The sequence below is a fragment of the Corynebacterium qintianiae genome (assembly GCF_011038645.2).
Taxonomy (GTDB): Bacteria; Actinomycetota; Actinomycetes; order Mycobacteriales; family Mycobacteriaceae; genus Corynebacterium; species Corynebacterium qintianiae.
Map to the genome: position 1 here is coordinate 1,624,215 of NZ_CP064955.1, position 21,405 is coordinate 1,645,619.

Sequence of the window (21,405 nt, forward strand, 5' to 3'; positions counted from 1 at the left end):
CAAGTTCTGCATAAAGGGGGCGCTGGCTGGGCCCAAGGTCTGCATAAAGGGGGCGCTGGCCGGGCCCAAAGTGCAGAACGCTAGCCCATGAAGCCGTCGAGGCTGGCGGAGCGCTTCGCCAGGCGCTCCAGGCGCGATTCGGTGAGCGACGCGATCTGGTCGATGATCACGCGCTCGCGCTCCTGCTCAGACGACGCGGTGAGCCACCACTGCTGGAACATCGTGTCCAGGGTGCCGGGAGCGCCATGGGAAAGGTAGTCGTAAACGCGGTAGATGCGGTCGCGTTGGCGGTCCTGGCGCTTCAGGTGCGTGGGCATGTCCATGACGTAGAGCACGGCCACCGTCTTCAAGAGGCGGACCTCGGCCTCGGCCTCGGCGGGAATGATGAGGCGCCCGTGTTGGCGGCCGAGCGCGCCCGCCGGGTTTGAGTCCGAACGCAGGGCCTCCGGCTGGTTCCCCTCAAAAGCAAGAGTGGCGCTGGTGACGGCGCCGACGTAGCGCCCCACCAGCTCCGAGGTGAGCTGCTTGAGGCCGGCCCAGGAAGACAAGGTGTAGTTGAAGTCCGCCGCGGCGTTGATGGCGGGAAGGGCGCGGAGGCGATCGGCGGCGTCGATAAGCTCGTCGGCGGTACCGCCGAACGCGGCCGCGCCCTTGTCGACGAGCGCGGCGAGCTCCACGAAATCCCACAGGACCTGCAGCGACACGCGCCCGGAAACGATGCCGTCCTCCACGTCGTGCACCGAGTAGGCGATGTCGTCGGAGGTGTCCATCACCTGCGCCTCGATCGGCGGGGCCTCGTCGGCGTGGCCCTCGCGGAGCCAGTCCAGGATGTGCCGGTCCTCGTCGTAGGCTGAGTATTTGCTGTTGACGGTGCCGTCGACAAGCGTGCGGGTCCGGGGGTACTTGCAGGCTGCGTCGAGGGCGGCGCGGGTCAAGTTGAGGCCGAAAGATTCGCCGTCAACCAACACCTTCGGCTCGAGGCGGGTGAGGATGCGAAGGGTCTGCGCGTTGCCCTCGAAACCGCCGGCGCCGGCCGCCAGCTCGTTGAGCGCGACCTCGCCGTTGTGGCCGTAGGGCGGGTGGCCGATGTCGTGGGTCAGGCCCGCCATGTCGCAGAGGTCCGGGTTGAGACCCAGGCCCTCGCCGATGCCGCGCGAGATCTGCGCGACTTCGAGGGAGTGCGTCAGGCGGGTACGGGGCGTATCGCCGTCGCGGGGGCCGACGACCTGGGTCTTGTCTGCGAGGCGACGCAGCGCGGCGGAGTGCAGGACGCGGGCGCGGTCGCGGGAGAAGGCGCCGCGGTCGTCGGACGTCTGCGCCAGCTGGGAGCCCTTGGGGCCCTCGGGCGCGCGGCGTGCAACGTCGGCATCGCTATAGGGGTACACAGCGACTACCCTAGTACGCATGAAACCGCGCTACCTCCGCATCCTCCTCGCCGCCCCGCTCCTCGCCGCCGGTGTGGGCACCGCAGCCGCCCCCGCCGCGCTCGCGCTGACTACGTCTGTCGAGGCGCAGGCCACCGCGCTGAAGCCCGGCAAGCTTACCGACGTCGTCACCGACGAAGCCGGGGTCCTCTCCCCCGGCGAGGTGAGCCAGATCGAATCGGCGGCCCAGCAGGTCGCGGCCGAGAAGCAGAAGGCCGTGCGCGTGGTCTACCTGGACTCTTTTGGCTCCATGTCGGCCGAGCAGTGGGCGCAGGCGGCGGTTGACGCCAGCGGATCCAACGTCGCGGTGATCGCGATCTCGCCCACCGAGCGCACCTTCGCCGTGGACGCCGGTGACATGTGGACCCAGCGCGAGGTCGATGCGATGTACAACGCGGCCTACTCGCGGTTGACGCAGAACGACTGGTCGGGGGCCGCGCTTGCTGCCGTGGATGCCGCAGCTAAGGGCGGCTCCTCCGGCGCGGGCGGTACGGGCGGCGGCAGCGGCTCGAGTGACGCCGAGGGCATCGGCTGGGTCGCTGGCGGGCTGGGTGTGGCGGCGCTCGCGGGCGGCGGGATCTGGGCGGCGTCGCGGCGCAACACGAAGAAGACGAAGGAGCAGCAGGTCGCAGATGCGCGCGAGCTCAACCCGGGTGACACCGATTCGCTGGGTCGCCTGCCCACGCCGACGCTGGAAGAGCTCGCGCGCGACGCCCTCGTCCACGCCGACGAGTCCATCCGCCAGGGCAAGGAAGAGCTCGAGCTGGCCACCGCCGAGTTCGGCCCCGACCGCGTGCGCCCCTTCACCTCCGCGATGAACACCGCGAGCACGACCCTGCAGCGCGCGTTTTCCACCCACCAGAAGCTTTACGACGCCATCCCGGAAACCGAGCCGGAAAAGCGCGCCATGCTCATCGACATCATCTCGTCGTCCGGCAAGGCCAATGAGGCGCTGCAGGCGAAGTCGGCAGAGTTCAACGAGATGCGTGGCACGCTCATGCGCGCCGACGAAGAGATTGACAAGATCATGCAGCGCACCATCGACCTGCGGGCACGGCTCGAGCCGGCGCAACGCACGCTCGAGGACCTGCACGCGCGCTACTCCGGTGAGATGCTACAGTCCATAGCCCCGAACGTGGGCGTGGCCACCGACTCCCTCGACGAGGCGGAGAAACTGCTGGGCGAGGCCCGCACCGTGGCCGCGCAGCCGGCCGGCCGCCAGGGCGCGCTGATTGACCTGCTGGCATCCGCCTCCCACGCCATCGAAATTTCCGACACCAACCTCTCCGCCATCGAGCACGCCGACGGCAACATCCGAGACGCGAAGGCGAACCTGCCGTCGTTGATCAAGGAGATCGAGGACGAGCTGCGTGAGATCGAGAACCTCAAGGGCGCGCGCCAGCAGGGGGCGCAGATCGACGTCCCGGCACTGGACGCAATCTCCGCCGAGGCGCGCCAGGCGTTGGCGTCGATGGGCAAGCGTGCCGAGACGGACCCCCTCGCGCTCTACACCGACCTAACCGACCTGGATACGCGTATCGACGAGCAGATAGACCGCGCCCGCGGCGCCGCCTCCGACCAGAACCGCCAGCTGACCGTGTTGAAGCAGCAGCTGCAGGTGGCCGTGGCGCAAATCCAGACCGCGGAAGACCTGATCAACTCGCGCGGGCGCATCATCAGCTCCCACGCCCGCACCCTGCTCGCGGAGGCGAAGCGCCAGTACGCCGAGTCGCGTAACCGGGCTACCTCGGACACCCGCGGCGCGATCGACTTCGCGCGCACCGCGACCGAGACCGCGCGCCGCGCCGCCAGTGCCGCCAATGACGACATTCAGCGCTACCAGCAGCGGATGAACCAGCAGATGGCAGGCAGCATCGGCGGCAACATGGCCGATGCCATTATCTGGGGTTCCATCCTGTCCGGCGGGCTCGGCGGCGGGGGCGGTTTCGGCGGCGGCGGATTTGGCGGCGGCGGTGGAGGGTTCTCCGGTGGCGGGCCGATCGGCCGCGGAGGAATGTTCTAGTACACGGTGCGGCGCGCGGGCGCGTCGACAAACGTCAGCGCCCACGACATAAACACCAGGTCCAGCATCACCTCGGGGGCGAGGCCCGGTACCGGATCGACCTCGAGGTCCCCGCTCGCCAAACCGCGCGTGCGGGCGATCACGCGCCCGTCGGCGTCGAGGATTTCGCGGCGCTTCCCGCTCGTGCGGTGCAGGGCATAGGCGCGGCCGCCGCAGTCCGCGCGGTAGCGCGACACCGTCAGCCCAGCCTTGTGCAGGCGGTAGGCCGCGCCATCCGGAGCCACGGCGCGGATGTCGGCTGGGGAGCTCGTGTTCAGGCGCAGCGTCGACGAGCCGCACTGCAGCTCATTGGGGGTGGCTTCGGCGACGTTGGAGGGGCCGTCGATAAGCGAGCTGCCCTGCCAGATCATTGGATGAAAAAGACCGCGACGACGAAGATGGACAGGAAGATGAGGAACGCGATCAGCGCGGTCGAATTGAGCATCTTCTTCGTCTCCAGGACCTCGCGGGAGACCCACGCCAGGGCGGCGACATCTGTGGCAGGCAGCTGGGTGTCCCCCTCGAACTCGAGGATCGCGCGGCGCACGCCGTTGTGGTCCTGGGTGAACTGCGCCACCTTGTCCCCGTGAGCATCGTCGATGATCCAGTTCTTCGATGCCTCGTTGACCAGCGCGTAGCGGCGCCCCTCGACCTCCACGGCGATTGTCTTGTCCCGCTTGAGGCTGCCCAAAGCGCGCACGATCTCCTGGTCCTGCCGCGTGGCCACGGCCCCAGACTCCGGCGAGGCCACGAGCTCCCACTCCTCGCCCCCAACCTGCGCGCGCTCGTGCGTGAACACGCCGAGAACCTCGGGCCCGTCCTCGGCCAGAAGCTTCAGGTTTTCCTTGTCGCTGCGGTCCCAGCTGACGTAATGCACGTGCCCGCTCCCTTACGCGCCGATGAGGCGGGCGGCCAGGTAGGACTCGAGCTCGTCGATGCTCACGCGCTCCTGCTCCATCGTGTCGCGCTCGCGCACCGTTACGGCGTTGTCCTCCAACGAATCGAAGTCGAAGGTGACACAGAACGGGGTTCCGATCTCGTCCTGGCGGCGGTAGCGGCGGCCGATCGCACCGGAGGTGTCGTAATCGACGTTCCAGTGCTGGCGGAGGCGGTCCGCGAGTTCCTCCGCCGGCCCGGAGAGCTCCGGTTTCTTCGACAGCGGCAGCACCGCGACCTTAACCGGGGCCAGGCGGCGGTCCAGCTTGAGCACGACGCGGGTGTCCACGCCGCCCTTGGAGTTCGGGGCCTCGTCCTCGTGGTAGGCGTCGATGAGGAAGGCCATCATCGCGCGGCCCAGGCCGGCGGCCGGCTCGATGCAGAAGGGGATCCAGCGCTCGCCCGAGTCCTGCTCAAAGTAGCTCAGGTCCTCGCCGGAGGCCTCGGCGTGGGTTTTCAGGTCGTAGTCCGTGCGGTTGGCCACGCCCTCGAGCTCGCCCCACTTGGAACCGGCGAAGTTGAAGGCGTACTCCACGTCCACCGTGCGCTTGGAGTAGTGGGACAGCTTCTCCTTGGGGTGCTCGTACAGGCGCAGGTTCTCCGGGTCAATGCCCAGGTCGATGTACCACTGCAGGCGGTTGTCAATCCAGTACTGGTGCCACTGCTCGTCCTCGCCCGGCTTGACAAAGAACTCCATCTCCATCTGCTCGAATTCGCGCGTGCGGAAGATGAAGTTGCCGGGAGTGATCTCGTTGCGGAAAGACTTGCCCATGTTGGCGATGCCGAAGGGCGGCTTCATGCGCGCGGACGTCATAACATTCTTGAAGTTGACGAAGATTCCCTGGGCGGTTTCCGGGCGCAAGTAGTGCAGGCCTTCCTCGTCGTCGACCGGGCCGAGGTAGGTCTTCATCAGGCCGGAGAACGCACGCGGCTCAGTCCAGTTGCCGGGCTGGCCGGTCTCCGGGTCGTTGATGTCTGCCAGCCCGTTGGCCGGCGGGTGGCCGTGCTTTTCCTCGTACGCCTCCAGCAGGTGGTCGGCGCGGTAGCGCTTGTGGGTGTGCAGGGATTCCACCAGCGGGTCGGTGAAGACCTCGACGTGGCCTGAAGCCACCCACACCTGGCGCGGGAGGATGATAGAGGTATCCACGCCCACGGTGTCCTTGCGGGACTGAACCATGTGGCGCCACCACTGGCGCTTGAGGTTCTCCTTCAGCTCCACACCGAGCGGGCCGTAGTCCCACGCGGAGCGCGTACCGCCGTAAATCTCACCCGCCGGGTACACCAGACCGCGGCGTTTGCAGAGATTAACGACGGTATCAATGTTGCTGGAGGCCATGGACAACTCCTATAAATTCAGACGGCGGCAAAACTAGTTGCCCAGTGTAGCGGGTGGCTGCACCCCCCGGAGACGGTGGTCACTATAGGGTGGGTATGAGGCCGTTTTCAACTTCCGCGGACACGCGTCTAGTATATTCGGGAACATCATTGTCAAGAGGCATCCACGGGTATGCTAACGGCCAGAAAGGGGGTTAAGGCCATGGGAAACATGGAAGGATCGCCGCCTCCCGACCTCGAGCGCACCGCCGAGCTCGTCAGCGCCCTGGACTCCCCCCTGCGCCTGCAGATACTCCTGCTGCTCAACGACAGCCCCCACGTGGTGCACCAGATCGTGGGCAAGCTGGGCGAGTCCCAACCGCTGGTCAGCCAGCATTTGCGGGTGCTGAAGAAGTCCCGTCTCGTGGGCGCAACGCGCTTCGGGCGCGAGGTGGTCTACGAACTGGCGGAACCCGGCATCATCGACGTCATCTACGAGCTGGCCGACCTGGCCACACTCGAAGAAGCGCGCGACGAAGTCGCCGCGCGGCGCCGCGGCCGCACCGAACTGCGCTCCGGCTCCGGCGCGGCCGCCATCGTCGACCCGCCCAGCGACGTCCGCCCAGCCCGCGACCCCGGATTGCTGCCGCACACACCCGACCCCACGCACGATTAGGGTAGATGCATGGTCACCCCCCCATCTGCAGCCTCGTCCGCTTCCCCGCCGCGCCGCCGCACCCCTGCACCGAAGCTCGGCGTGCGCAACACCTGGCAGCGCACCGCAGTAGTGGAGGCGCTGCGGGACATGGACAAGTTCGTCTCGGCGCGCCAGATCCACGAGGCCCTCGAGCACCGCGGGGATAAAGTCGGCCTGACCACGGTGTACCGCACCCTGCAGTCGCTGGCCGAGGTCGAGGCCGTCGACGTTTTGCAGAACAAGGAAGGCGAATCCCTCTACCGCCACTGCCTCAGCGAGCACCACCACCACCACCTCGTGTGCGCGGAGTGCGGCCGCAGCGAGGAAATCGAGGGCGGACCCGTGGAAAAGTGGGCCCAGCTGGTGGCGCAGCGCTACGGTTACGAGCTCGTGGGCCACGACGCCGAGGTGTTCGGAGTGTGCCGCGCCTGCCAGGCCGCGCGGAAAAAGTAGCGCTTAGGCGTTGTGCTCGATCGCCCCGCCGAACCGGCGGTCGCGCTTGGCGTACTCCAGCACCGCGTCGAACAGGTCCTGCTGGGTGAAGTCCGGCCAGAGCTTCTCCTGGTAGACCATCTCCGCGTAGGCCGACTGCCACAGCAGGAAGTTCGAGGTGCGCTGCTCCCCCGAAGGGCGCAGGAACAGGTCCACGTCGGGCATGTCCGGCTGGTAGAGCCACTGCGAGAGCGTCTCCTCGGTGATGTCGCCGGGCCGAACCTGGCCGTTGGATGCGGCGTCGATAAGCGTGCGCACGCCGTCGACGATCTCCGCCCGCCCGCCGTAGTTGACGCACATGACCAGGGTGAGGCCGGTGTTGTGGCGAGTGAGCTCCTCGGCGGCCTCGAGCTCGCGGATTACGCTGCGCCACAGGCGCGGGCGGCGGCCGGCCCAGCGGATGCGGACGTTCTTCGCGTGGAGCTCGTTACGACGGTTGCGCAGCACGTCGCGGGAGAAACCCATCAGGAAGCGCACCTCGTCGGCGCTGCGGCGCCAGTTCTCCGTGGAAAACGCGTAGGCGGAGAGCCACTCGACGCCGCCGAGCTCAATGCAGGCGTCGACGCAGTCCATCAGCACCGCCTCGCCGCGCTTGTGGCCCTCGGTGCGCTTCAGACCGCGCTGCTGCGCCCACCTGCCGTTGCCGTCCATCACGACGGCGATGTGGCGGGGAATGAACTCTGGCGCGATGTCGGGTCTGGGGTGGGGGCTCGTCATGGCTTAATTATGCCTGCTCCATGATTCTCAAACTCTTCACGGCCGACTCCAGGTGCCACTGCAGGTGCGCTGTGGTCAGGCGGTGCACCTGCTCCACCGTGTCGGTCTGCGCCGGGCGGCCGTTCTGGATCAGCCACATCACGTGCAGCGTCTCCGGGTCCACGTCCGCGGAACCAGGCGGGCGGCAGCTGTTGCACACGGCCCCGCCCGCGGGCGCATTGAACGCCTTGTGCGGGCCCGGGGCCTGGCAGTTGGCGCAATCGAACAGGCTCAGGCCCCAACCGGCGCGCTCGGTGGCGCGGAGGATGAAGGCGTCGAGCACCAGCGTCGGGTGCTGGTCGGCGCGTTGGAGGTTGTCCAGGGCGGTGCGGGTGGCGTCGAAAAGCTCGCTGCCCTCGTCTGCGTTGGAGTAGCTCAGCTTCTCGGCGGTTTCCAGGATCGCGCAGCCGGCGGCGTAGCGGTCGAAGTCCTCGATGATGCGGCCGGCGAAGTACGCGACCGTGTCGGCGGCGGTGATGGTGGCGAGGTTGCGGCCGGGGTAGAGCTGGACGTCGATGTCCACGAACGGCTGGATGCGCGAGCCGAAACGCGAGCGGGATTTGCGAACTCCCTTGGCCACACTGCGCACCAAACCGTGGTTTTTGGTCAGCAGCACCACCACGCGGTCAGCCTCACCGAAGTCGTAGGTGCGCACGACGAACGCGCGGTCGCGGTAGCTCTGCCTCGAGGCCACCTTAGAACCCGAGGCGTCCCAGCGACTTCGGGTCCTGCTGCCAGTTCTTCAGCACCTTGATGCGCAGGTCCAGGAACACGTTCTGGCCCAGCAGCTCGATGATCTGCTTGCGCGCGCGGTGCACAATTCCGGACAGCCGCCGCCCGCCCGGGCCCTCGATGATCTTCTTCTGCCCCGGGCGCTCCAGGAACATCACCGCGTAGATCTTCAGCTTGTCCGGGTTATCCGGGTCCGGGAGCATCTCGTCGATCTGCACCGCCACCGAGTGCGGCAGCTCCTCGCGCAGGCCCTGCAGCGCCTCCTCACGGATGAGCTCGGAGATCCGGGTCTCGGTGTCCTCGTCCGTGACGTGGCCCTCGGGGTAGAACTGCGGGCCCTCGGGGAGGTTGTTAACCAGGATGTCGAGCAGGACGTCGAGCTGCACGCCGCTGGTCGCGGAGACCGGGACGACCTCCGCGTCCGGGCCGAGAAGCTCGTGGAGCTCAATGAGGCGCTCGCCGACGGTGTCTTTGCTTGTCTTGTCCAGCTTGGTGACGATGCCGACGATCGGCGCGTCCGGCTTCGTCTCGCGGATCTGCTCCAGGATGAAGCGGTCGCCCGGGCCGATCTTCTCGTCTGCGGGCACGGTGAAGCCGATGACGTCGACGTCGGCGAACGTGTCCCGGACAACGTCGTTCAGCCTCTCGCCCAGCAGCGTGCGCGGGCGGTGGACACCGGGCGTGTCAACGACGATGACCTGCGCGTCCTCGCGGTTGATGATGCCGCGGATCGGGTGGCGCGTCGTCTCCGGCTGGTCCGCCATGATGGCGATCTTCTCCCCCACCAGCGCGTTCGTCAGGGTCGACTTACCCGTGTTCGGGCGGCCGACGAAGCTGACGAAGCCGGAGCGGAAGCCATCAGGCGTGTTTTGTTCCATGGTGGCCCATCTTAGCCACGGGGGTCGCGATGCACACTATGGTGACACTTTCGCTTTTGCGTTCGAGAGTGAGGGATTTAAAATTGGGGGCACACGCATTCGAAACGAAAGGAGGGGACATGGGCAAGCTCGCCTCGCTTATCGACGTCTACACCGACGCCTTGGAGCAGCTCTGCGCCATCTTCGAAGACCCTTCTTCCGTTTCTTTGAATGACGTTCGCGGGGAGATGGAGCGCTTCGAAAAGGCTTCCTCCAAGAAGGCCTTCCTCGACGCCGCCTTCGCCCACGTGTGCGTCCGGGATAACGCCGGGCGACTCGTCGGCGGCAACTGGGCCAGCGACTATTTAGAGAAGGCGTTGGATATTTCGCGCGCGGAGGCCTTCCGGCGCATTGACCGGGGCAAGGACCTGTTCGATCCCGCCCCTCCCCCTCCTCCACCGCCGGGTGACGCAGATAGCCCTGGCGAAGACAATTCTGGTTTGTTCCCTCCCCGCCCCGGTGCAAAGCAGAAGGCGCGGGAAGACGCCCGGGAGGTCTCCGCAGAGAAGCAGGCCATCATTGACCGCGAACTGCGCCAGTTGACCAAGCACGCCGCCGGCGAGCGCCCCGGGATCTTCGCCCGGGCGATGAAAGAGGCGCTGACGCGCACGCCCGAGGACCTCCGCGGCGTAGTGCGCCGCATGGTCGACCGCGCCAACCGCAAGCACCGGCCAGTGAGTGACCCGAACGCGGGTTTTGACAAGCGCAACGTTTTCTTCTCCCCGAGGAAATCCGACGGCACCCGCACCATGAGCGTCTTGCTGACCGACGCCCATTACGCCCTAGTCAAAGCGCTGCTCGACCAGAACTCGGGTCCCGGTTCCAACGTGGACACCGAATCCACGGACGATTCCCGTTTGCCGGGCCAGCGGAAGTTCGACCAGCTGTGGAACATCATGATGCAGTACGAGCACGGCCGGCAGGCGAAGAACCGTGGCGCCGCCTCCGTGGTCGTGTCAATCACGCTGGATGACCTCGCCGAGGCCGACTACAACACCACGTTCATGACCAACACCGGCGTGGAGCTGACCTGCTTCGACCTCGTCCGCCTCGGCATGGGCGGGACCGAGGACTTTATTTTGCAGATCGACCGCGCCACCGGGGTACCCCTCTCACTGGGCCGCGTACGCCTCGCCAGCGTGGAACAGCGCATTGTGGCACTCGCCATCCAGGGGGTCTGCGCGTGGACCGGGTGCTCGGTGCCCACCTCCGAGGCCGAGATCCACCACATCATGTCCTACATCCGCGGCGGCCGCACCGACATGCACAACCTCGCCGCCCTGTGCCGGCGACACCACAGGTGGAACAACGACGCACGGGACGGCTCTCACGGAAGATCCCACGTCGACCGCGACCCGGTTACCGGGCGAATCGCGGTGGTCAACCCCGACGGCAGCATCGAGTTCAACGACACCGGCGGGTTCCACGAATCCTCGTGGGCGAAGCTGTTTGCGCGGGGACGGTTGAGCGGGCTCGACGACCCGGGCCAGCCGCCCGACCCGCCGATCTTTCCCGCCGCCTAGCGCCCGCACGCCCGCGTCCCTCCCCTGAGCCGGAAGGAGGGCGGCCGCGGGCTGCGCCGCGTGGGCGAGTGGGCGGGCTGCGCCGCGTGGGCGAGTGGGCGGACTAGAGCGCCTCGACGGTGAACTGCATCCGCGGCTCGGCGTAGGCATCCTGGGCCTCGACGAGGAGCAGTTCGCTTGAGTCGGCCTCGAAGGTGGTGGTCAGCAGGTCGAACACCGACGACGCGGTGCGCGCCAGGGCGTCGGCGGCGTCGCGGGTGCGGATGTAGTGGCCCGTGAAAAGCGCCGCGGCGACGTCGCCCGAGCCGTTGCGCTTGAACGGCAGGCGCGGGGTTGTCACGATCCACTTACCCTTGTCGTCCACCACGATCATTTCGAGGAAGTTCTCCGGGTCCGCCTCGGGGCGCTCAACGGACGTGACCAGCACGGCGCCCGGGCCCATCTCGCGGGCCGCGTCGACGGCGGCGAGGGTTGAGTCGAGGTCGGTGGCGTCCATCTCGGTGAGATAACCCAGCTCGAACTGGTTCGGGGTGATGATGTCGGCGACGGGGACCACGCGGTCGCGCAGCAGCGGCGGGATGGTGTCGGCGACAAAGCACCCCGACTTGACGTTGCCCATCACGGGGTCGCAGGCGTACAGCGCCGCGGGGTTCTGCTCCTTGACGCGGGCGACGGTGTCGATGATCACGCCGGCGATGTCGTCGCCGCCCTGGTAGCCGGACAGGACGGCGTCGACACGCGCCAGCGCACCGCGCTCGTCAATGCCGGAGATGACCGCGGCGACGTCGGCCGCCGGGATCATCGGACCCTTCCACGCGCCGTACCCGGTGTGGTTGGAGTAGTTCACGGTGTAGACCGGCCACACCTCGTGCCCGATGCGCTGCAGCGGGAAGACAGCGGCCGAGTTGCCCACGTGGCCGTAGGCGACGGCCGACTGGATGGAGAGGATGTTCATAACTGTCCATTGTGCACCACCGCACAACGGGAACTAGTCCTGGGCCTGGTACTCGTCGACGACGTCGGGGACGTCGATAAGCACGGAGCGGACCTTGACTCGGCCGCGGCGGTCCCGGCCGCCCTCGGCGGTGAAACGCAGCCCGGAAACCTCGACGGAGGAGCCCGGCAAGGGCACGCGGCCGAGGTCGAAGGACAGCAGGCCGGCGACGGTGTCCACGGAGTCCACAACCTCGTCGTCGAAGCTGAGCTCGTAGCCGATGTCGTCCTCCAAGTGATCCACCAGGTCATCCAGCGGCAAGCGGGCTTGGGCGCGGTAGCACCGCGCGCCGACCGACTCGATGGGCGCCATCTCGGCCTCGTCATACTCGTCGGTGATCTCGCCCACGATCTCCTCGAGCAGGTCCTCCATGGTCAGCAGGCCGGCGACGCCGCCGTACTCGTCGATAAGCATGGCGATGTGCGTGTTCACCTGCTGCATCTCCTGCAACAACACATCCAGCGGCTTCGACTCGGGGATGAACAGCGGCTCGCGCATGACGGCGGCGATGGGCGTCGCGGGGTCGAGCGGGCTGCCGTCCTGGGTGAACATGTCCTTGAGGTAGACCACACCGAGAATATCGTCGGCGTTCTCCCCGATCGCGGGGACGCGGGAGTGGCCGGAGCGCACCATGAGGCGCGTGGCCTGGCCGACCGTCTTCTCGGCCTCGATCCAGATCATCTCGGGGCGCGGCACCATCACCTGCTTGGCGTAGGTGGACGCGAGGTCGAAGATGTTCTGGATCATGCGGTGCTCGGTGGTCTCCACGACACCGCGTTCCTGGGCGATATCGACCATCTCGCGCAGCTCGATTTCCGTGGCGTAGGGCCCCTCGCGGAAGTCGCGGCCCGGGTGGAAGAGGTTACCCACCCAGATCAGCAGCCGCGCGATCGGCCCGAGCACCGTGTGGAAGGCCACGAGCCACTGGGCGGCGCGCAGCGAAATCGAATACGGGTTGCGGCGGCCCGCGGTGCGGGCGAACACGCCGATAATGCCGAACTGCAAAAGCGTCACCGCGAGAACCGCGACGAGGATGGCCCACGAGCCCGAGCCCAGCAGATCCATGGTGAACATCGCGGCGAACACCGCGGCCGTGACATCGAGCACGGTGCGCACCATGACCAGCATGTTCACCTGGTTCGCCCGGGCCTCGATCACCCGCAGCAGCGCGCGGGACCCGGAGACGTCGTCCTTGACCATGTTCTCCACTCGCGCCCGCGAGATGGGCGCAAGCGCCGACTCGACGGAGCCGAGCAGGCCCGACAGCAGCAGGCCGGCGAGCGCCACCAGCGCGTAAGTGACGGTAAATTCACCGAACTCCACTAGCTGTCCTTCATGCGGCGGTCGAGCTCGTCGCGGTCGGCGGCCGAGGGGAACGCCTGGGCGCCGGTGGGCTTGGGCTGGTACTCGACACCGCGGCGGGCGAGGCTGTCGTACCAGTCGGCGAGGATTTCGTTCTGCAGCGAAAACATCTCGCGCTCGTCCTCGGGCGCGACGTGGTCGTAGCCCAGCAGGTGGAGCACCCCGTGCACGGTCAGCAGCGCGAGCTCGTGGCCCAGATCGTGCCCGGCCACCTCCGCTTGGCGACGGTCAAACGCCGGACAGAGGATGATGTCCCCGAGCATCGACGGCCCGGGCTGCGCGGCGTCCGGGCGCCCGCCGCCGGGAGTGAGCTCGTCCATGGGGAAGCTCATCACGTCGGTGGGGCCCTCGAGGTCCATCCAGCGGACGTGGAGGTCGGCCATGGTCGCTTCGTCGACGAGCGTGACGGTCACCTCGGTCTCGGGGTGGACGTCCATGGCTGCCAGGGCGTAGGAGGAGACGTCGATAAGCATCTCCTCGTTGACGTCGCCCTCGCCCGACTCGTTCAAAACCTCGATGCTCACAAGCACTCCTCCTCGCGCTCGGCCTGCTTTTTCTCGTAGCGCGCCGCGTTGGAGGCGTCGTGGCGGTCGTAGGCCTCGACGATGCGGGAGATCAGGTGGTGGCGCACCACGTCCTCGGCACCGAGCTCCTCGATGTAAATGTCGTCGATGCCCTCGAGGATGCGGCGGGCGACGCGCAGGCCGGAGACCGTGCCGCGGGGCAGGTCCACCTGGGACACGTCACCGGTGACCACCATCTTCGAACCGAAACCGAGACGGGTAAGGAACATCTTCATCTGGCTGCCGGTGGTGTTTTGCGCCTCGTCGAGGATGACGAAGGCGTCGTTGAGCGTGCGACCGCGCATGTAGGCGAGCGGGGCGACCTCGATGATTCCGGCGTCAAGGAGCTTGGGAATCATCTCCGGGTCGAGCATGTCGCGCAGCGCGTCGTACAGCGGTCGCAGGTAGGGGTCGATCTTGTCGTTGAGCGTGCCGGGCAGGAAGCCGAGCTTCTCCCCCGCCTCGACGGCCGGGCGGGTGAGGATGATGCGCTTGACGTCCTTGGCCTGCAGCGCCTGGACCGCCTTCGCCACCGCGAGGTAGGTCTTGCCGGAACCGGCGGGGCCGATGCCGAAGGTGATGGTGTTGTCATCGATCGCATCGACGTAGCGGCGCTGGCCCGCGGTCTTGGGGCGGATCACCTTGCCGCGGCGGGCGACGATCTCGGCGCCGAGCATCTCGGCGACGGATTCGGGCGCCTCCGTTTCCATGATCCGGGTGGCGTGCACCACGGTATCGGGGCTGATGGGCACTCCGCGGCGCGCCATGGACTCCAGCTCCTCGAGCACCCGGGTGGCGTGCGCCACGGCCGCCACGGGACCGCGCAGCGTCACCGCGGTGCCGCGGGCGTGGATGTCCGCCCCGAGCTGCTGGTTGAGAACCCGGAGGTTCCCGTCATTGATTCCGAGCACCGCCTGCGCGTAGGCCGAGTCGAGCTCGACCTTGCGCGACACCAGTTCTTCCATAATGTGAAACCCTACCAGCGCCCTACCAGCGCGCAGTGAGAGCGCCGATCGCGCACAGCGCCGCGAACGCCGCCGAGGCGGTGCGCAGAACCTCGGGCCCGAGCCGCACCGCCTGGGCACCCAGCACCCCCAGTTCCTCGTCCCCGATCCCGCCCTCGGGCCCGACGATGAGAACCACTTCGGCCGCAAAGGAAATCTCCCGCAGCGGGGTCGCGGCGTCCTCGTGCAAAACCAGGGCCTGCTTATCGACGACCAGATCGCGCAGCTGGTTCGTTGTCACGGGCTCGGAAACCTGGGGCACCCACGCGCGCCGCGACTGCTTCGCCGCCTCCCGCGCGGCCGCCTGCCACTTCGCCACCTGTTTGGGCTGCTTGTCCGCCGGCCAGCGGGCGATGGTGCGCTGCGAGATCCAGGGCACGATCGCGTCGGCGCCGCCTTGGACCGCCAAGTCGACGGCGAGCTCGGCGCGCTCTGACTTCGGGATCGCCTGCACGACGGTCACGCGCGGGGTAGGCCGCGGCACCTCGGTCACGGAGACAACGTCACCGGCCAGATAATCCTTGCCGCGGACCTCGCGGACGACGACCTCGGCGGCGGTCCCGGTGCCGTTCACCAGCACGATGTGTTCGCCGGCCGCGATCCGCTTCACCGTGACCGCGTGGCGGCCCTCCGCCCCGTCGAGCACCCCGCGGGCGGGGTCCGCGGCGATGAAGTAGGGCAGGCTCATCGGCGGAAGCGGCCGCGCATCCGGCCGAAGAAGGAGTCGTCGCGCGCCTGATCCTCGCTGGACACGGAGGCGGTGTGCGCGTGGCCATCGCGCAGAGCTTCGAGGGCTTCGCGCTCGTCGTCGCCGAGCTCGGTGGGCACGACCACGTCGATGTGGGCGATCATGTCACCGGCCTCCTGGCTGCGCAGGCGCGGCATGCCGGCGCCGGTGAGCACCACGCGCTCGTTCGGCTGCGTGCCGGCGGGGACCTCGATGACGGTCTCGCCGCCGCCGAGGGTGTCCACCGGCACGGAGGCGCCTAGGGCCGCCTCGTACATCGGGACGGTCACCCGCAGGTGTAGGTTGTCGCCCTCCCGGGCGAAGACGGGGTGGGCCTCGGTGTGCACCTCCACGTAGAGATCGCCGGCGGGGCCGCCGCCGTGGCCGACCTCTCCCTGGCCCGCCATGCGGATGCGCATGCCGTCGGCGATGCCGGCCGGGATGTTCACGGTGAGGTCGCGGCGCGAGCGCACGCGACCGTCTCCGGCGCACTGGCGGCACGGGTCCTTGATCAGTTCGCCGAAGCCGCGGCACTTCGGGCAGTCGCGCGTGGTCATGATGTTGCCCAGGAAGGACTGCTGGATTTCCTCCACCGAACCGGTGCCGTGGCACTGATCGCATGTGACCGGCTTGGACTTCGACTCCGACCCGGTGCCTGTGCAGGCGTCGCACAGCACTGCGGTGTCGACGGTGACGTCCTTCTTCACGCCGGTGAAAGCGTCGTCAAGCGAGATGGCGGTGCGCAACAGCGCGTCGTTGCCGGGCTGGACGCGCGAGCGGGGCTCGCGGCCCTGGCCCTGGCCACCGAAGAAGGCCTCGAAGATGTCACCGAAGCCGCCGAAACCGCCGGCGCCGCCCGGACCACCGGGGCCCTGCTCCATCGGGTCCCCGCCGCGGTCCACGATGCGGCGCTTCGAGGGGTCGAGCAGCACCTCCTGCGCCAGCGAGATCTCGCGGAACTTCTCCGCCGCCTCCTCGGACGGGTTGACGTCCGGGTGGTACTTGCGCGCCAGCTTGCGGTACGCCTTCTTGATCTCCTGCTCGGTCGCCTCACGGTCGACACCCAGGATCCCGTAGTAGTCACGAGCCACTTTGTTAATCAAGCCTTTCTGTTATTCACCACGCAGGATCCGGCTGATGTAGCGGGCCACCGTGGCAACCTTCTGAATCGTACCGGGGTAGTCCATGTAGGTGGGACCCACCACCCCTAGACCGCCGAGCGCCTCCCCGGTTCCATATGCAGTTGTAACAATAGAGGCGCGCGAAAATTCCTCGTCCTCGTTCTCGCGGCCGATGCGCACGCTGACGCGCTCGAGCTCCTGGGCGCCCGCGAGCAGCTTGAGCACCACCACCTGCTCTTCCAAGGCCGCGATGACGCTGTGGAGGTCCCCGCCGCTGACGGCCAGGTGCGTGAGGTTGGCGGCGCCGGCGATCAGCAGGCGGTCGCTGGGGTTCTCCACCAACGTGTCGATGAGCACCGCCGTCGCCCGCTCGACGGCATCCGCGATCTGCGGCGGCGCACCGGCGGCGAGCTCCAACAGAGACGTCGACGCCTCCGCCATGGTGGCGCCTACCAGCACGGTGTTCAGGGCGTCGCGCAGCAGGCGCACCTCGTCGTCTTCCAGGGAAGCGGCGAGCTCGACGTTGCGCTGGTCCACCCGGCCCGAATCGGTAATCAGCACCAGCAGCAGCCGGGTCGGCGCGAGCGCGACCACCTCGCAGTGCTTGACGCGCGAGACCTCGAGGGTGGGCAGCTGCACGACGGCGGCCTGGTTGGTGATCTGCGCGAGCAGCTGCACCGAGCGCCGCAGCACGTCCTCCAAGTCGGTGCCGTTCTCCAAAAAGTCAAGGATGGCGTGGCGCTCCGGTGCAGACAGCGGCTTGACCCCGTGCAGCGCATCCACGAACGCGCGGTAGCCCTTCTCCGTGGGCACGCGCCCCGAGCTGGAGTGCTGCTGGGCGATAAAACCGTCGCGCTCCAGCACCGACATGTCGTTGCGGATCGTCGCCGACGACACGGTCAGGTTGTGCCGCTGCACCAGCGACTTCGAGCCCACCGGCTCCTGCAGGGCGATGTAGTCGGCCACGATGGCGCGAAGCACCGCCTGCCTGCGATCTTCTGCCCCACTCATGCCGCCTACCTTACCTGCCGCTATTCCGCGGCCAGGATGTCGGTGATGATGCCGTCGGCAAGCAGGCGGCCCTCGTCGGTCACCGCGACCCGCTCACCCACCGTGAGAAGCCCGGCGCGCGCATGCTTATCGACGACCCCCCGGGCGCGCTGCCCAATCCAGTCGCGCGGCACCCCCTCCTTGAGGCGCAGGCCGAGCATGATGGCCTCGAAGTGGCGCTGCTCAGGTGTCAGGGTTTCTTGGTCGGCGACGGGGAGCTGGCCGTCGCTAAGCAGCTGGCTGTAGCGCTCGGGGCGCTTGACGTTGTAGAAGCGCGTGTCGCCGATGAAGCTGTGCGCGCCGGGGCCCGCGCCCCACCACTGGCCGCCGCGCCAGTAGATCAAGTTGTGGCGGCACTGTCCACCCTCGCGCGCCCAGTTGGACACCTCGTACCAGCCGAAACCGGCCTCATCTAAGGACCGCGAGATAATCTCGTAGCGGTCGGCGTAGACGTCCTCGCTCGGGGCGGGCAGCTCACCGCGCCGGACCTTGCGCGCCATCGCCGTTCCGTCTTCGACGATGAGCGAGTACGCGCTGACGTGGTCGACCCCGGTGGAGAGCACGGCGTCAAGCGTCGCGCGCACGTCATCGTCCGTCTCCGTCGGGGTGCCGTAGATCATGTCGAGGTTGACATGCGTGAAGCCTGCGGCACGGGCCTCCGTGGCGGCGGCGACGGCGCGGCCAGGGGTGTGCATGCGGTCGAGCACCCTGAGCACGGGAGTGGAGGCGGACTGCATACCCAGCGAGACGCGCGTGAACCCCGCCTCGAGCAGGCCCTCGAAGTACGCGGGACTGGTCGACTCCGGGTTCGACTCGGTTGTCACCTCCGCACCGGGCGCGAGCCCCACGTGTTCGCGGACCATGCCCATGATGCGGCCGAGGCCTTCCGCACCCAGCAGCGAGGGCGTGCCGCCGCCGATGAACACCGTCTCCGCAGGCTGGGTCTTAGCCAGGGAGAGCTCCGCCTCCAGCGCGCGCAGGTACGCCTCGTGGGAGGTTTCCACCTCGGTGGGCGTGTAGGTGTTGAAGTCGCAGTAACCGCAGCGGGTCGCGCAGAAGGGGACGTGGATGTAAAGGCCGAACATGGCCCCCAAACTTACGCGCCGCGGCGGGAGCGTTTGGCGGCGACCTTGGCCACGATGGCGTCGATGCGCGCGCGCTCCGCCAAAAAACTCGGGGGGTTCGCACCGCGCATCGTGCGGGTGAACGCGGGGTGGTCGACGCAGACTGTTTCCATCCAGCCCTCGACGGCCGCCTCGACGAGGTCGCCGATGCGGGCGTAGAGGTGCGGCAGGCTCACCGCGCCAAGCTCGCGGGCGACCATGTCGGTCTGCTCGAGGGTGAAGTCGACGATCTCGGTGAGGTGCTGCACCGTCAGCTCCGTGCGGCCGGTCAGGGCGTCGTTCATCGTGCGCACCGAGAAGGGGGCGGTGAGAGGGAAGAGATCCTCGAGCCCCGCGGCGTCGAGAAGCTCGGGCTGCGGGATGCGCTCCTCCGCGCTGGCCGAGGCCGACAGGATGCCGGCGCGCATGCCGGAGGTCAGGGCCTGGCGCAAGCCGATGAGCTCACCGACGACGCGGCGGGCGTCCTGGCGGGCGTCGTCGACGATCTCGGAGAACTCGGCGAGGCAGTCGTCAGTGAGCTCCCCGTCGTAGTCCGCCACCGCCTCGGCGACGTGCTCGATGTACTCCGCGACCTCGTCACCGATGTTGTAAATCTCCTGGGTCAGCTCACGGTGGCGCAGGACCGCGGCGGTTTTCTGCACTTGTGAGCCCCCTTTGGATCTCCCCAACTTTCGGATTTGCTGGGAGGAATGTTAGCGCGCGGGCCCCGCCGAGCACCGGCGGCGCGCCGAGGAACTAGCGCTTGTACAGCTCCTCGATCTCCCGGGCGAAGCGCTTGGCCACAACATTGCGCTTGACCTTCATCGTCGGGGTCATCTCATCGTCCTTCTCGCTCAGGTCGCGCTCGAGGATCCGGAACTTCTTGATTGCCTCCGCACGCGACACCGTCGCGTTGGCGACGTTCACGGCGTCCTGCACCGCGGCGCGAAGTTCCGCGTCGTGGGCGAGCTGGCGCAGCGACTTGGACTCCGGCACGTTGTTCTCGGCCTTCCATCGCTTCAGCTCCTCCGCGTCGAGTGTGACCAGCAGGCCTACGAAAGGCTTGCCGTCCCCGACCACGAGAGCGTTGGACACGAGCGGATCCTGACGGATGATCTCCTCGAGCGGGCCCGGGGACACGTTCTTGCCGCCCGCGGTGACGATGAGGTCCTTCTTGCGGCCGGTGATGCGCACGAAGCCGTCGTCGTCGATCTCGCCGAGGTCGCCGGTATTGAACCAACCGTCGGTGACGGCGTTCTCGGTGGCCTCGGGGTTATTCCAATACGAGGTGAACACACCGTCGCCGCTGATCTCAATCTCGCCGTCGGCGCTGATGCGGGCGGCGTATCCGTTGACCGGTCGACCCACGGTGCCGATCCGGCAGTGCTCGCTGTTGTTCACGCACGCCGCGGCGGTGGTCTCGGTCAGGCCGTAACCCTCGTAGATGGGGATGCCCATGCCGCGGAAGAAGTGGCTGAGCTCCGCGCTCATTGCGGAACCGCCGGTGATCCCGTACTCCGCCCGGCCGCCTATGGCGGCCTTCACCTTCGAATACACGAGCTTATCGAACACCTTGACCTGCGCCTTGAGCAGCGGGCCCGGACCCTGCGGGGTATCCAAAGCGCGGGAGTAGGCAATGGCGGCGCGCTCCGCGGCGAGGAACACCTTTTTACCGATGCCCGAGCCGTCCGCCGCCTTGTTGTAGGCGGCGCCGCGCACCTTCTCAAACACGCGGGGCACACCGAGGACCATGTGCGGCTTCGCGCGCTGCAGCTCGACGGTCAGTGTGCCGGTGTCCCCCCAGTGGGATTGCGTCGCGCCGTGCATGGTCAGCGCGAGCGAGACCGCGCGCTGCAGCACGTGGGCCAGCGGCAGGAAGGTCACCACGTGCCTGCCGGGCTTTGCCACCGCGCCGATCGGGTTCGCCCCCAGCGCTGTTGCCTGGTGGTACCAGTTCAGGTGGGTGAGGTTCACGCCTTTCGGCCGGCCGGTGGTGCCGGAGGTGTAGACGATGGAGGCGAGGGTGTCGTGGGTGATGCCGGCCACGCGGGCGTCGACAAGCTCCTGTGAGACGTCGGCCCCTTCGGCCTTGAGCTCATCGAGCCCGCCCGAGTTGAACTCGACGATGCGCTGCAGCTGCGACGGCGACCCGCTCAGGCGCGGCTGCCCGCCCTCGCCGACGAGCAGGTGCTCCATGGCCGCTGTGTTGTCGCGGCTTTCGGTGAAGGCGAGCTTGGCCCCGGAGTCCTCGATGATCCACTGGATCTGGTGCGCGGAGCTCGACGGGTACACGGGCACGGTGGCGGCGCCGACGGACCAGATGGCCAGGTCTGCGAGCGTCCATTCGTACCGGGTGTTGGAGTGCAGCACGACTCGGTCGCCCGCCTCGATGCCGTTCGCGATCAACCCCTTGGCCAGGGCGCGCACCTCGGCGAGAAACTCGCTGGCGGTGACTTCGACCCAGTCGAACTTGCTGGGGCGGTGGAAGAGCACCAGGTCCGGGTTGGCCGTGCATAGGTCGATGATGGTGGACAGAGCATTCTCATCGGGGTTGAGGGTGAAGCCAGCCTCGGAGCGGTACGTGTTCGTAGTCATATTTTCGGATAATACCCGCCCACGTCACTCGGA

At 67.8% G+C, this 21,405-nt stretch carries 21 protein-coding genes; 4 read left to right on the forward strand and 17 right to left on the reverse strand.

The features are described 5' to 3' along the window. Window positions 1-80: 80 nt before the first annotated feature. On the reverse strand, window positions 81-1,385 hold the full coding sequence (locus tag G7Y29_RS07940; RefSeq protein ID WP_165004608.1) for a deoxyguanosinetriphosphate triphosphohydrolase: 1,305 nt from the start codon (window positions 1,383-1,385) through the stop codon (window positions 81-83). Window positions 1,386-1,404: 19 nt separating this feature from the next. Between G7Y29_RS07940 and G7Y29_RS07945 the strand changes: the two genes are divergently transcribed. Next, window positions 1,405-3,447: a TPM domain-containing protein gene (locus G7Y29_RS07945; protein WP_165004606.1), complete on the forward strand. Its 2,043-nt coding sequence runs from the start codon at window positions 1,405-1,407 to the stop codon at window positions 3,445-3,447. Here G7Y29_RS07945 and G7Y29_RS07950 read toward each other — a convergent pair. The 3 genes from G7Y29_RS07950 to G7Y29_RS07960 are packed head-to-tail and all read right to left on the reverse strand — an operon-like array spanning window position 3,444 to window position 5,758. Next, window positions 3,444-3,857 (reverse strand): hypothetical protein, encoded by a 414-nt coding sequence (locus tag G7Y29_RS07950; protein WP_165004604.1) that lies wholly within the window; start codon window positions 3,855-3,857, stop codon window positions 3,444-3,446. The genes G7Y29_RS07945 and G7Y29_RS07950 overlap by 4 nt on opposite strands. Beyond that, window positions 3,854-4,363 carry a hypothetical protein gene (locus G7Y29_RS07955; protein ID WP_165004602.1) on the reverse strand — a complete coding sequence of 170 codons (510 nt, stop codon included), beginning with the start codon at window positions 4,361-4,363 and terminating at the stop codon, window positions 3,854-3,856. Before G7Y29_RS07955 ends, G7Y29_RS07950 begins: the two co-directional genes overlap by 4 nt. Window positions 4,364-4,375: 12 nt before the next feature. After that, the gene (locus tag G7Y29_RS07960; RefSeq protein WP_165004600.1) at window positions 4,376-5,758 is read right to left on the reverse strand and encodes a glycine--tRNA ligase; all 1,383 of its coding nucleotides are present in this window, start codon (window positions 5,756-5,758) and stop codon (window positions 4,376-4,378) included. 201 nt (window positions 5,759-5,959) lie between these two features. On the opposite strand from G7Y29_RS07960, the gene G7Y29_RS07965 reads away from it, so the two are divergent. Both G7Y29_RS07965 and G7Y29_RS07970 read left to right on the forward strand, forming a co-directional pair. Continuing rightward, the gene (locus G7Y29_RS07965) at window positions 5,960-6,412 is read left to right on the forward strand and encodes an ArsR/SmtB family transcription factor (RefSeq protein ID WP_249399728.1); all 453 of its coding nucleotides are present in this window, start codon (window positions 5,960-5,962) and stop codon (window positions 6,410-6,412) included. A 9-nt stretch (window positions 6,413-6,421) separates the two neighbouring features. Beyond that, the gene (locus G7Y29_RS07970) at window positions 6,422-6,886 is read left to right on the forward strand and encodes a Fur family transcriptional regulator (protein ID WP_165004598.1); all 465 of its coding nucleotides are present in this window, start codon (window positions 6,422-6,424) and stop codon (window positions 6,884-6,886) included. A gap of 3 nt (window positions 6,887-6,889) precedes the next feature. Here G7Y29_RS07970 and G7Y29_RS07975 read toward each other — a convergent pair whose 3' ends face one another. Genes G7Y29_RS07975 through era form a run of 3 tightly spaced genes read right to left on the reverse strand, consistent with a single transcriptional unit; the run spans window position 6,890 to window position 9,291 of the window. Then, entirely contained in the window at window positions 6,890-7,642 is a 753-nt protein-coding gene (locus tag G7Y29_RS07975) for an isoprenyl transferase (RefSeq protein ID WP_165004596.1), read from the reverse strand. A gap of 7 nt (window positions 7,643-7,649) precedes the next feature. Continuing rightward, window positions 7,650-8,375 (reverse strand): DNA repair protein RecO, encoded by a 726-nt coding sequence (gene recO, locus G7Y29_RS07980; RefSeq protein ID WP_165004594.1) that lies wholly within the window; start codon window positions 8,373-8,375, stop codon window positions 7,650-7,652. A 1-nt stretch (window position 8,376) separates the two neighbouring features. Further along, on the reverse strand, window positions 8,377-9,291 hold the full coding sequence (gene era, locus G7Y29_RS07985) for a GTPase Era (RefSeq protein WP_165004592.1): 915 nt from the start codon (window positions 9,289-9,291) through the stop codon (window positions 8,377-8,379). Window positions 9,292-9,410: 119 nt separating this feature from the next. Here era and G7Y29_RS07990 point away from each other — a divergent pair, with 119 nt between their 5' ends. Beyond that, on the forward strand, window positions 9,411-10,853 hold the full coding sequence (locus G7Y29_RS07990) for an HNH endonuclease signature motif containing protein (protein ID WP_165004590.1): 1,443 nt from the start codon (window positions 9,411-9,413) through the stop codon (window positions 10,851-10,853). Window positions 10,854-10,956: 103 nt separating this feature from the next. On the opposite strand, the gene pdxY is transcribed toward G7Y29_RS07990, so the two are convergent. The 10 genes from pdxY to G7Y29_RS08040 all read right to left on the reverse strand — a co-directional run bounded on the left by pdxY (window position 10,957) and on the right by G7Y29_RS08040 (window position 21,372). Next, window positions 10,957-11,808 (reverse strand): pyridoxal kinase PdxY, encoded by an 852-nt coding sequence (gene pdxY, locus G7Y29_RS07995; RefSeq protein WP_165004589.1) that lies wholly within the window; start codon window positions 11,806-11,808, stop codon window positions 10,957-10,959. A gap of 33 nt (window positions 11,809-11,841) precedes the next feature. Beyond that, window positions 11,842-13,170: a hemolysin family protein gene (locus G7Y29_RS08000; protein ID WP_165004587.1), complete on the reverse strand. Its 1,329-nt coding sequence runs from the start codon at window positions 13,168-13,170 to the stop codon at window positions 11,842-11,844. After that, complete coding sequence (ybeY, locus tag G7Y29_RS08005; protein WP_165004585.1) at window positions 13,170-13,733, reverse strand: rRNA maturation RNase YbeY; 564 nt, start codon at window positions 13,731-13,733, stop codon at window positions 13,170-13,172. The genes G7Y29_RS08000 and ybeY overlap by 1 nt, the downstream gene beginning before the upstream one ends. Continuing rightward, window positions 13,730-14,737: a PhoH family protein gene (locus tag G7Y29_RS08010; RefSeq protein WP_165004583.1), complete on the reverse strand. Its 1,008-nt coding sequence runs from the start codon at window positions 14,735-14,737 to the stop codon at window positions 13,730-13,732. Before G7Y29_RS08010 ends, ybeY begins: the two co-directional genes overlap by 4 nt. A 22-nt stretch (window positions 14,738-14,759) precedes the next feature. Further along, a complete protein-coding gene (locus G7Y29_RS08015; protein WP_165004581.1) occupies window positions 14,760-15,464 on the reverse strand; it encodes a 16S rRNA (uracil(1498)-N(3))-methyltransferase in 705 nt (234 codons plus the stop codon). After that, on the reverse strand, window positions 15,461-16,594 hold the full coding sequence (dnaJ, locus tag G7Y29_RS08020) for a molecular chaperone DnaJ (protein ID WP_165004579.1): 1,134 nt from the start codon (window positions 16,592-16,594) through the stop codon (window positions 15,461-15,463). The genes G7Y29_RS08015 and dnaJ overlap by 4 nt, the downstream gene beginning before the upstream one ends. Before the next feature lie 21 nt (window positions 16,595-16,615). Beyond that, entirely contained in the window at window positions 16,616-17,635 is a 1,020-nt protein-coding gene (gene hrcA / locus G7Y29_RS08025; RefSeq protein WP_165004577.1) for a heat-inducible transcriptional repressor HrcA, read from the reverse strand. Between the two features lie 20 nt (window positions 17,636-17,655). After that, window positions 17,656-18,759 carry a radical SAM family heme chaperone HemW gene (gene hemW / locus G7Y29_RS08030; RefSeq protein ID WP_165004575.1) on the reverse strand — a complete coding sequence of 368 codons (1,104 nt, stop codon included), beginning with the start codon at window positions 18,757-18,759 and terminating at the stop codon, window positions 17,656-17,658. Between the two features lie 11 nt (window positions 18,760-18,770). Beyond that, a complete protein-coding gene (locus G7Y29_RS08035) occupies window positions 18,771-19,439 on the reverse strand; it encodes a hypothetical protein (protein ID WP_165004573.1) in 669 nt (222 codons plus the stop codon). A gap of 94 nt (window positions 19,440-19,533) precedes the next feature. Further along, on the reverse strand, window positions 19,534-21,372 hold the full coding sequence (locus tag G7Y29_RS08040) for an AMP-dependent synthetase/ligase (RefSeq protein ID WP_165004571.1): 1,839 nt from the start codon (window positions 21,370-21,372) through the stop codon (window positions 19,534-19,536). Window positions 21,373-21,405 lie beyond the last annotated feature (33 nt).

Excerpts from the sequence above, each read along its gene's own strand:
- G7Y29_RS07945 (WP_165004606.1), top strand. The coding sequence starts at position 1,405 with ATGAAACCGCGCTACCTCCGCATCCTCCTCGCCGCCCCGCTCCTCGCC.
- G7Y29_RS07950 (WP_165004604.1), bottom strand. The coding sequence starts at position 3,857 with ATGATCTGGCAGGGCAGCTCGCTTATCGACGGCCCCTCCAACGTCGCC.
- G7Y29_RS07960 (WP_165004600.1), bottom strand. The coding sequence starts at position 5,758 with ATGGCCTCCAGCAACATTGATACCGTCGTTAATCTCTGCAAACGCCGC.
- G7Y29_RS07965 (WP_249399728.1), top strand. The coding sequence starts at position 5,960 with ATGGGAAACATGGAAGGATCGCCGCCTCCCGACCTCGAGCGCACCGCC.
- G7Y29_RS07970 (WP_165004598.1), top strand. The coding sequence starts at position 6,422 with ATGGTCACCCCCCCATCTGCAGCCTCGTCCGCTTCCCCGCCGCGCCGC.
- G7Y29_RS07975 (WP_165004596.1), bottom strand. The coding sequence starts at position 7,642 with ATGACGAGCCCCCACCCCAGACCCGACATCGCGCCAGAGTTCATTCCC.
- era (WP_165004592.1), bottom strand. The coding sequence starts at position 9,291 with ATGGAACAAAACACGCCTGATGGCTTCCGCTCCGGCTTCGTCAGCTTC.
- G7Y29_RS07990 (WP_165004590.1), top strand. The coding sequence starts at position 9,411 with ATGGGCAAGCTCGCCTCGCTTATCGACGTCTACACCGACGCCTTGGAG.
- pdxY (WP_165004589.1), bottom strand. The coding sequence starts at position 11,808 with ATGAACATCCTCTCCATCCAGTCGGCCGTCGCCTACGGCCACGTGGGC.
- G7Y29_RS08010 (WP_165004583.1), bottom strand. The coding sequence starts at position 14,737 with ATGGAAGAACTGGTGTCGCGCAAGGTCGAGCTCGACTCGGCCTACGCG.
- G7Y29_RS08015 (WP_165004581.1), bottom strand. The coding sequence starts at position 15,464 with ATGAGCCTGCCCTACTTCATCGCCGCGGACCCCGCCCGCGGGGTGCTC.
- hrcA (WP_165004577.1), bottom strand. The coding sequence starts at position 17,635 with ATGAGTGGGGCAGAAGATCGCAGGCAGGCGGTGCTTCGCGCCATCGTG.
- hemW (WP_165004575.1), bottom strand. The coding sequence starts at position 18,759 with ATGTTCGGCCTTTACATCCACGTCCCCTTCTGCGCGACCCGCTGCGGT.
- G7Y29_RS08040 (WP_165004571.1), bottom strand. The coding sequence starts at position 21,372 with ATGACTACGAACACGTACCGCTCCGAGGCTGGCTTCACCCTCAACCCC.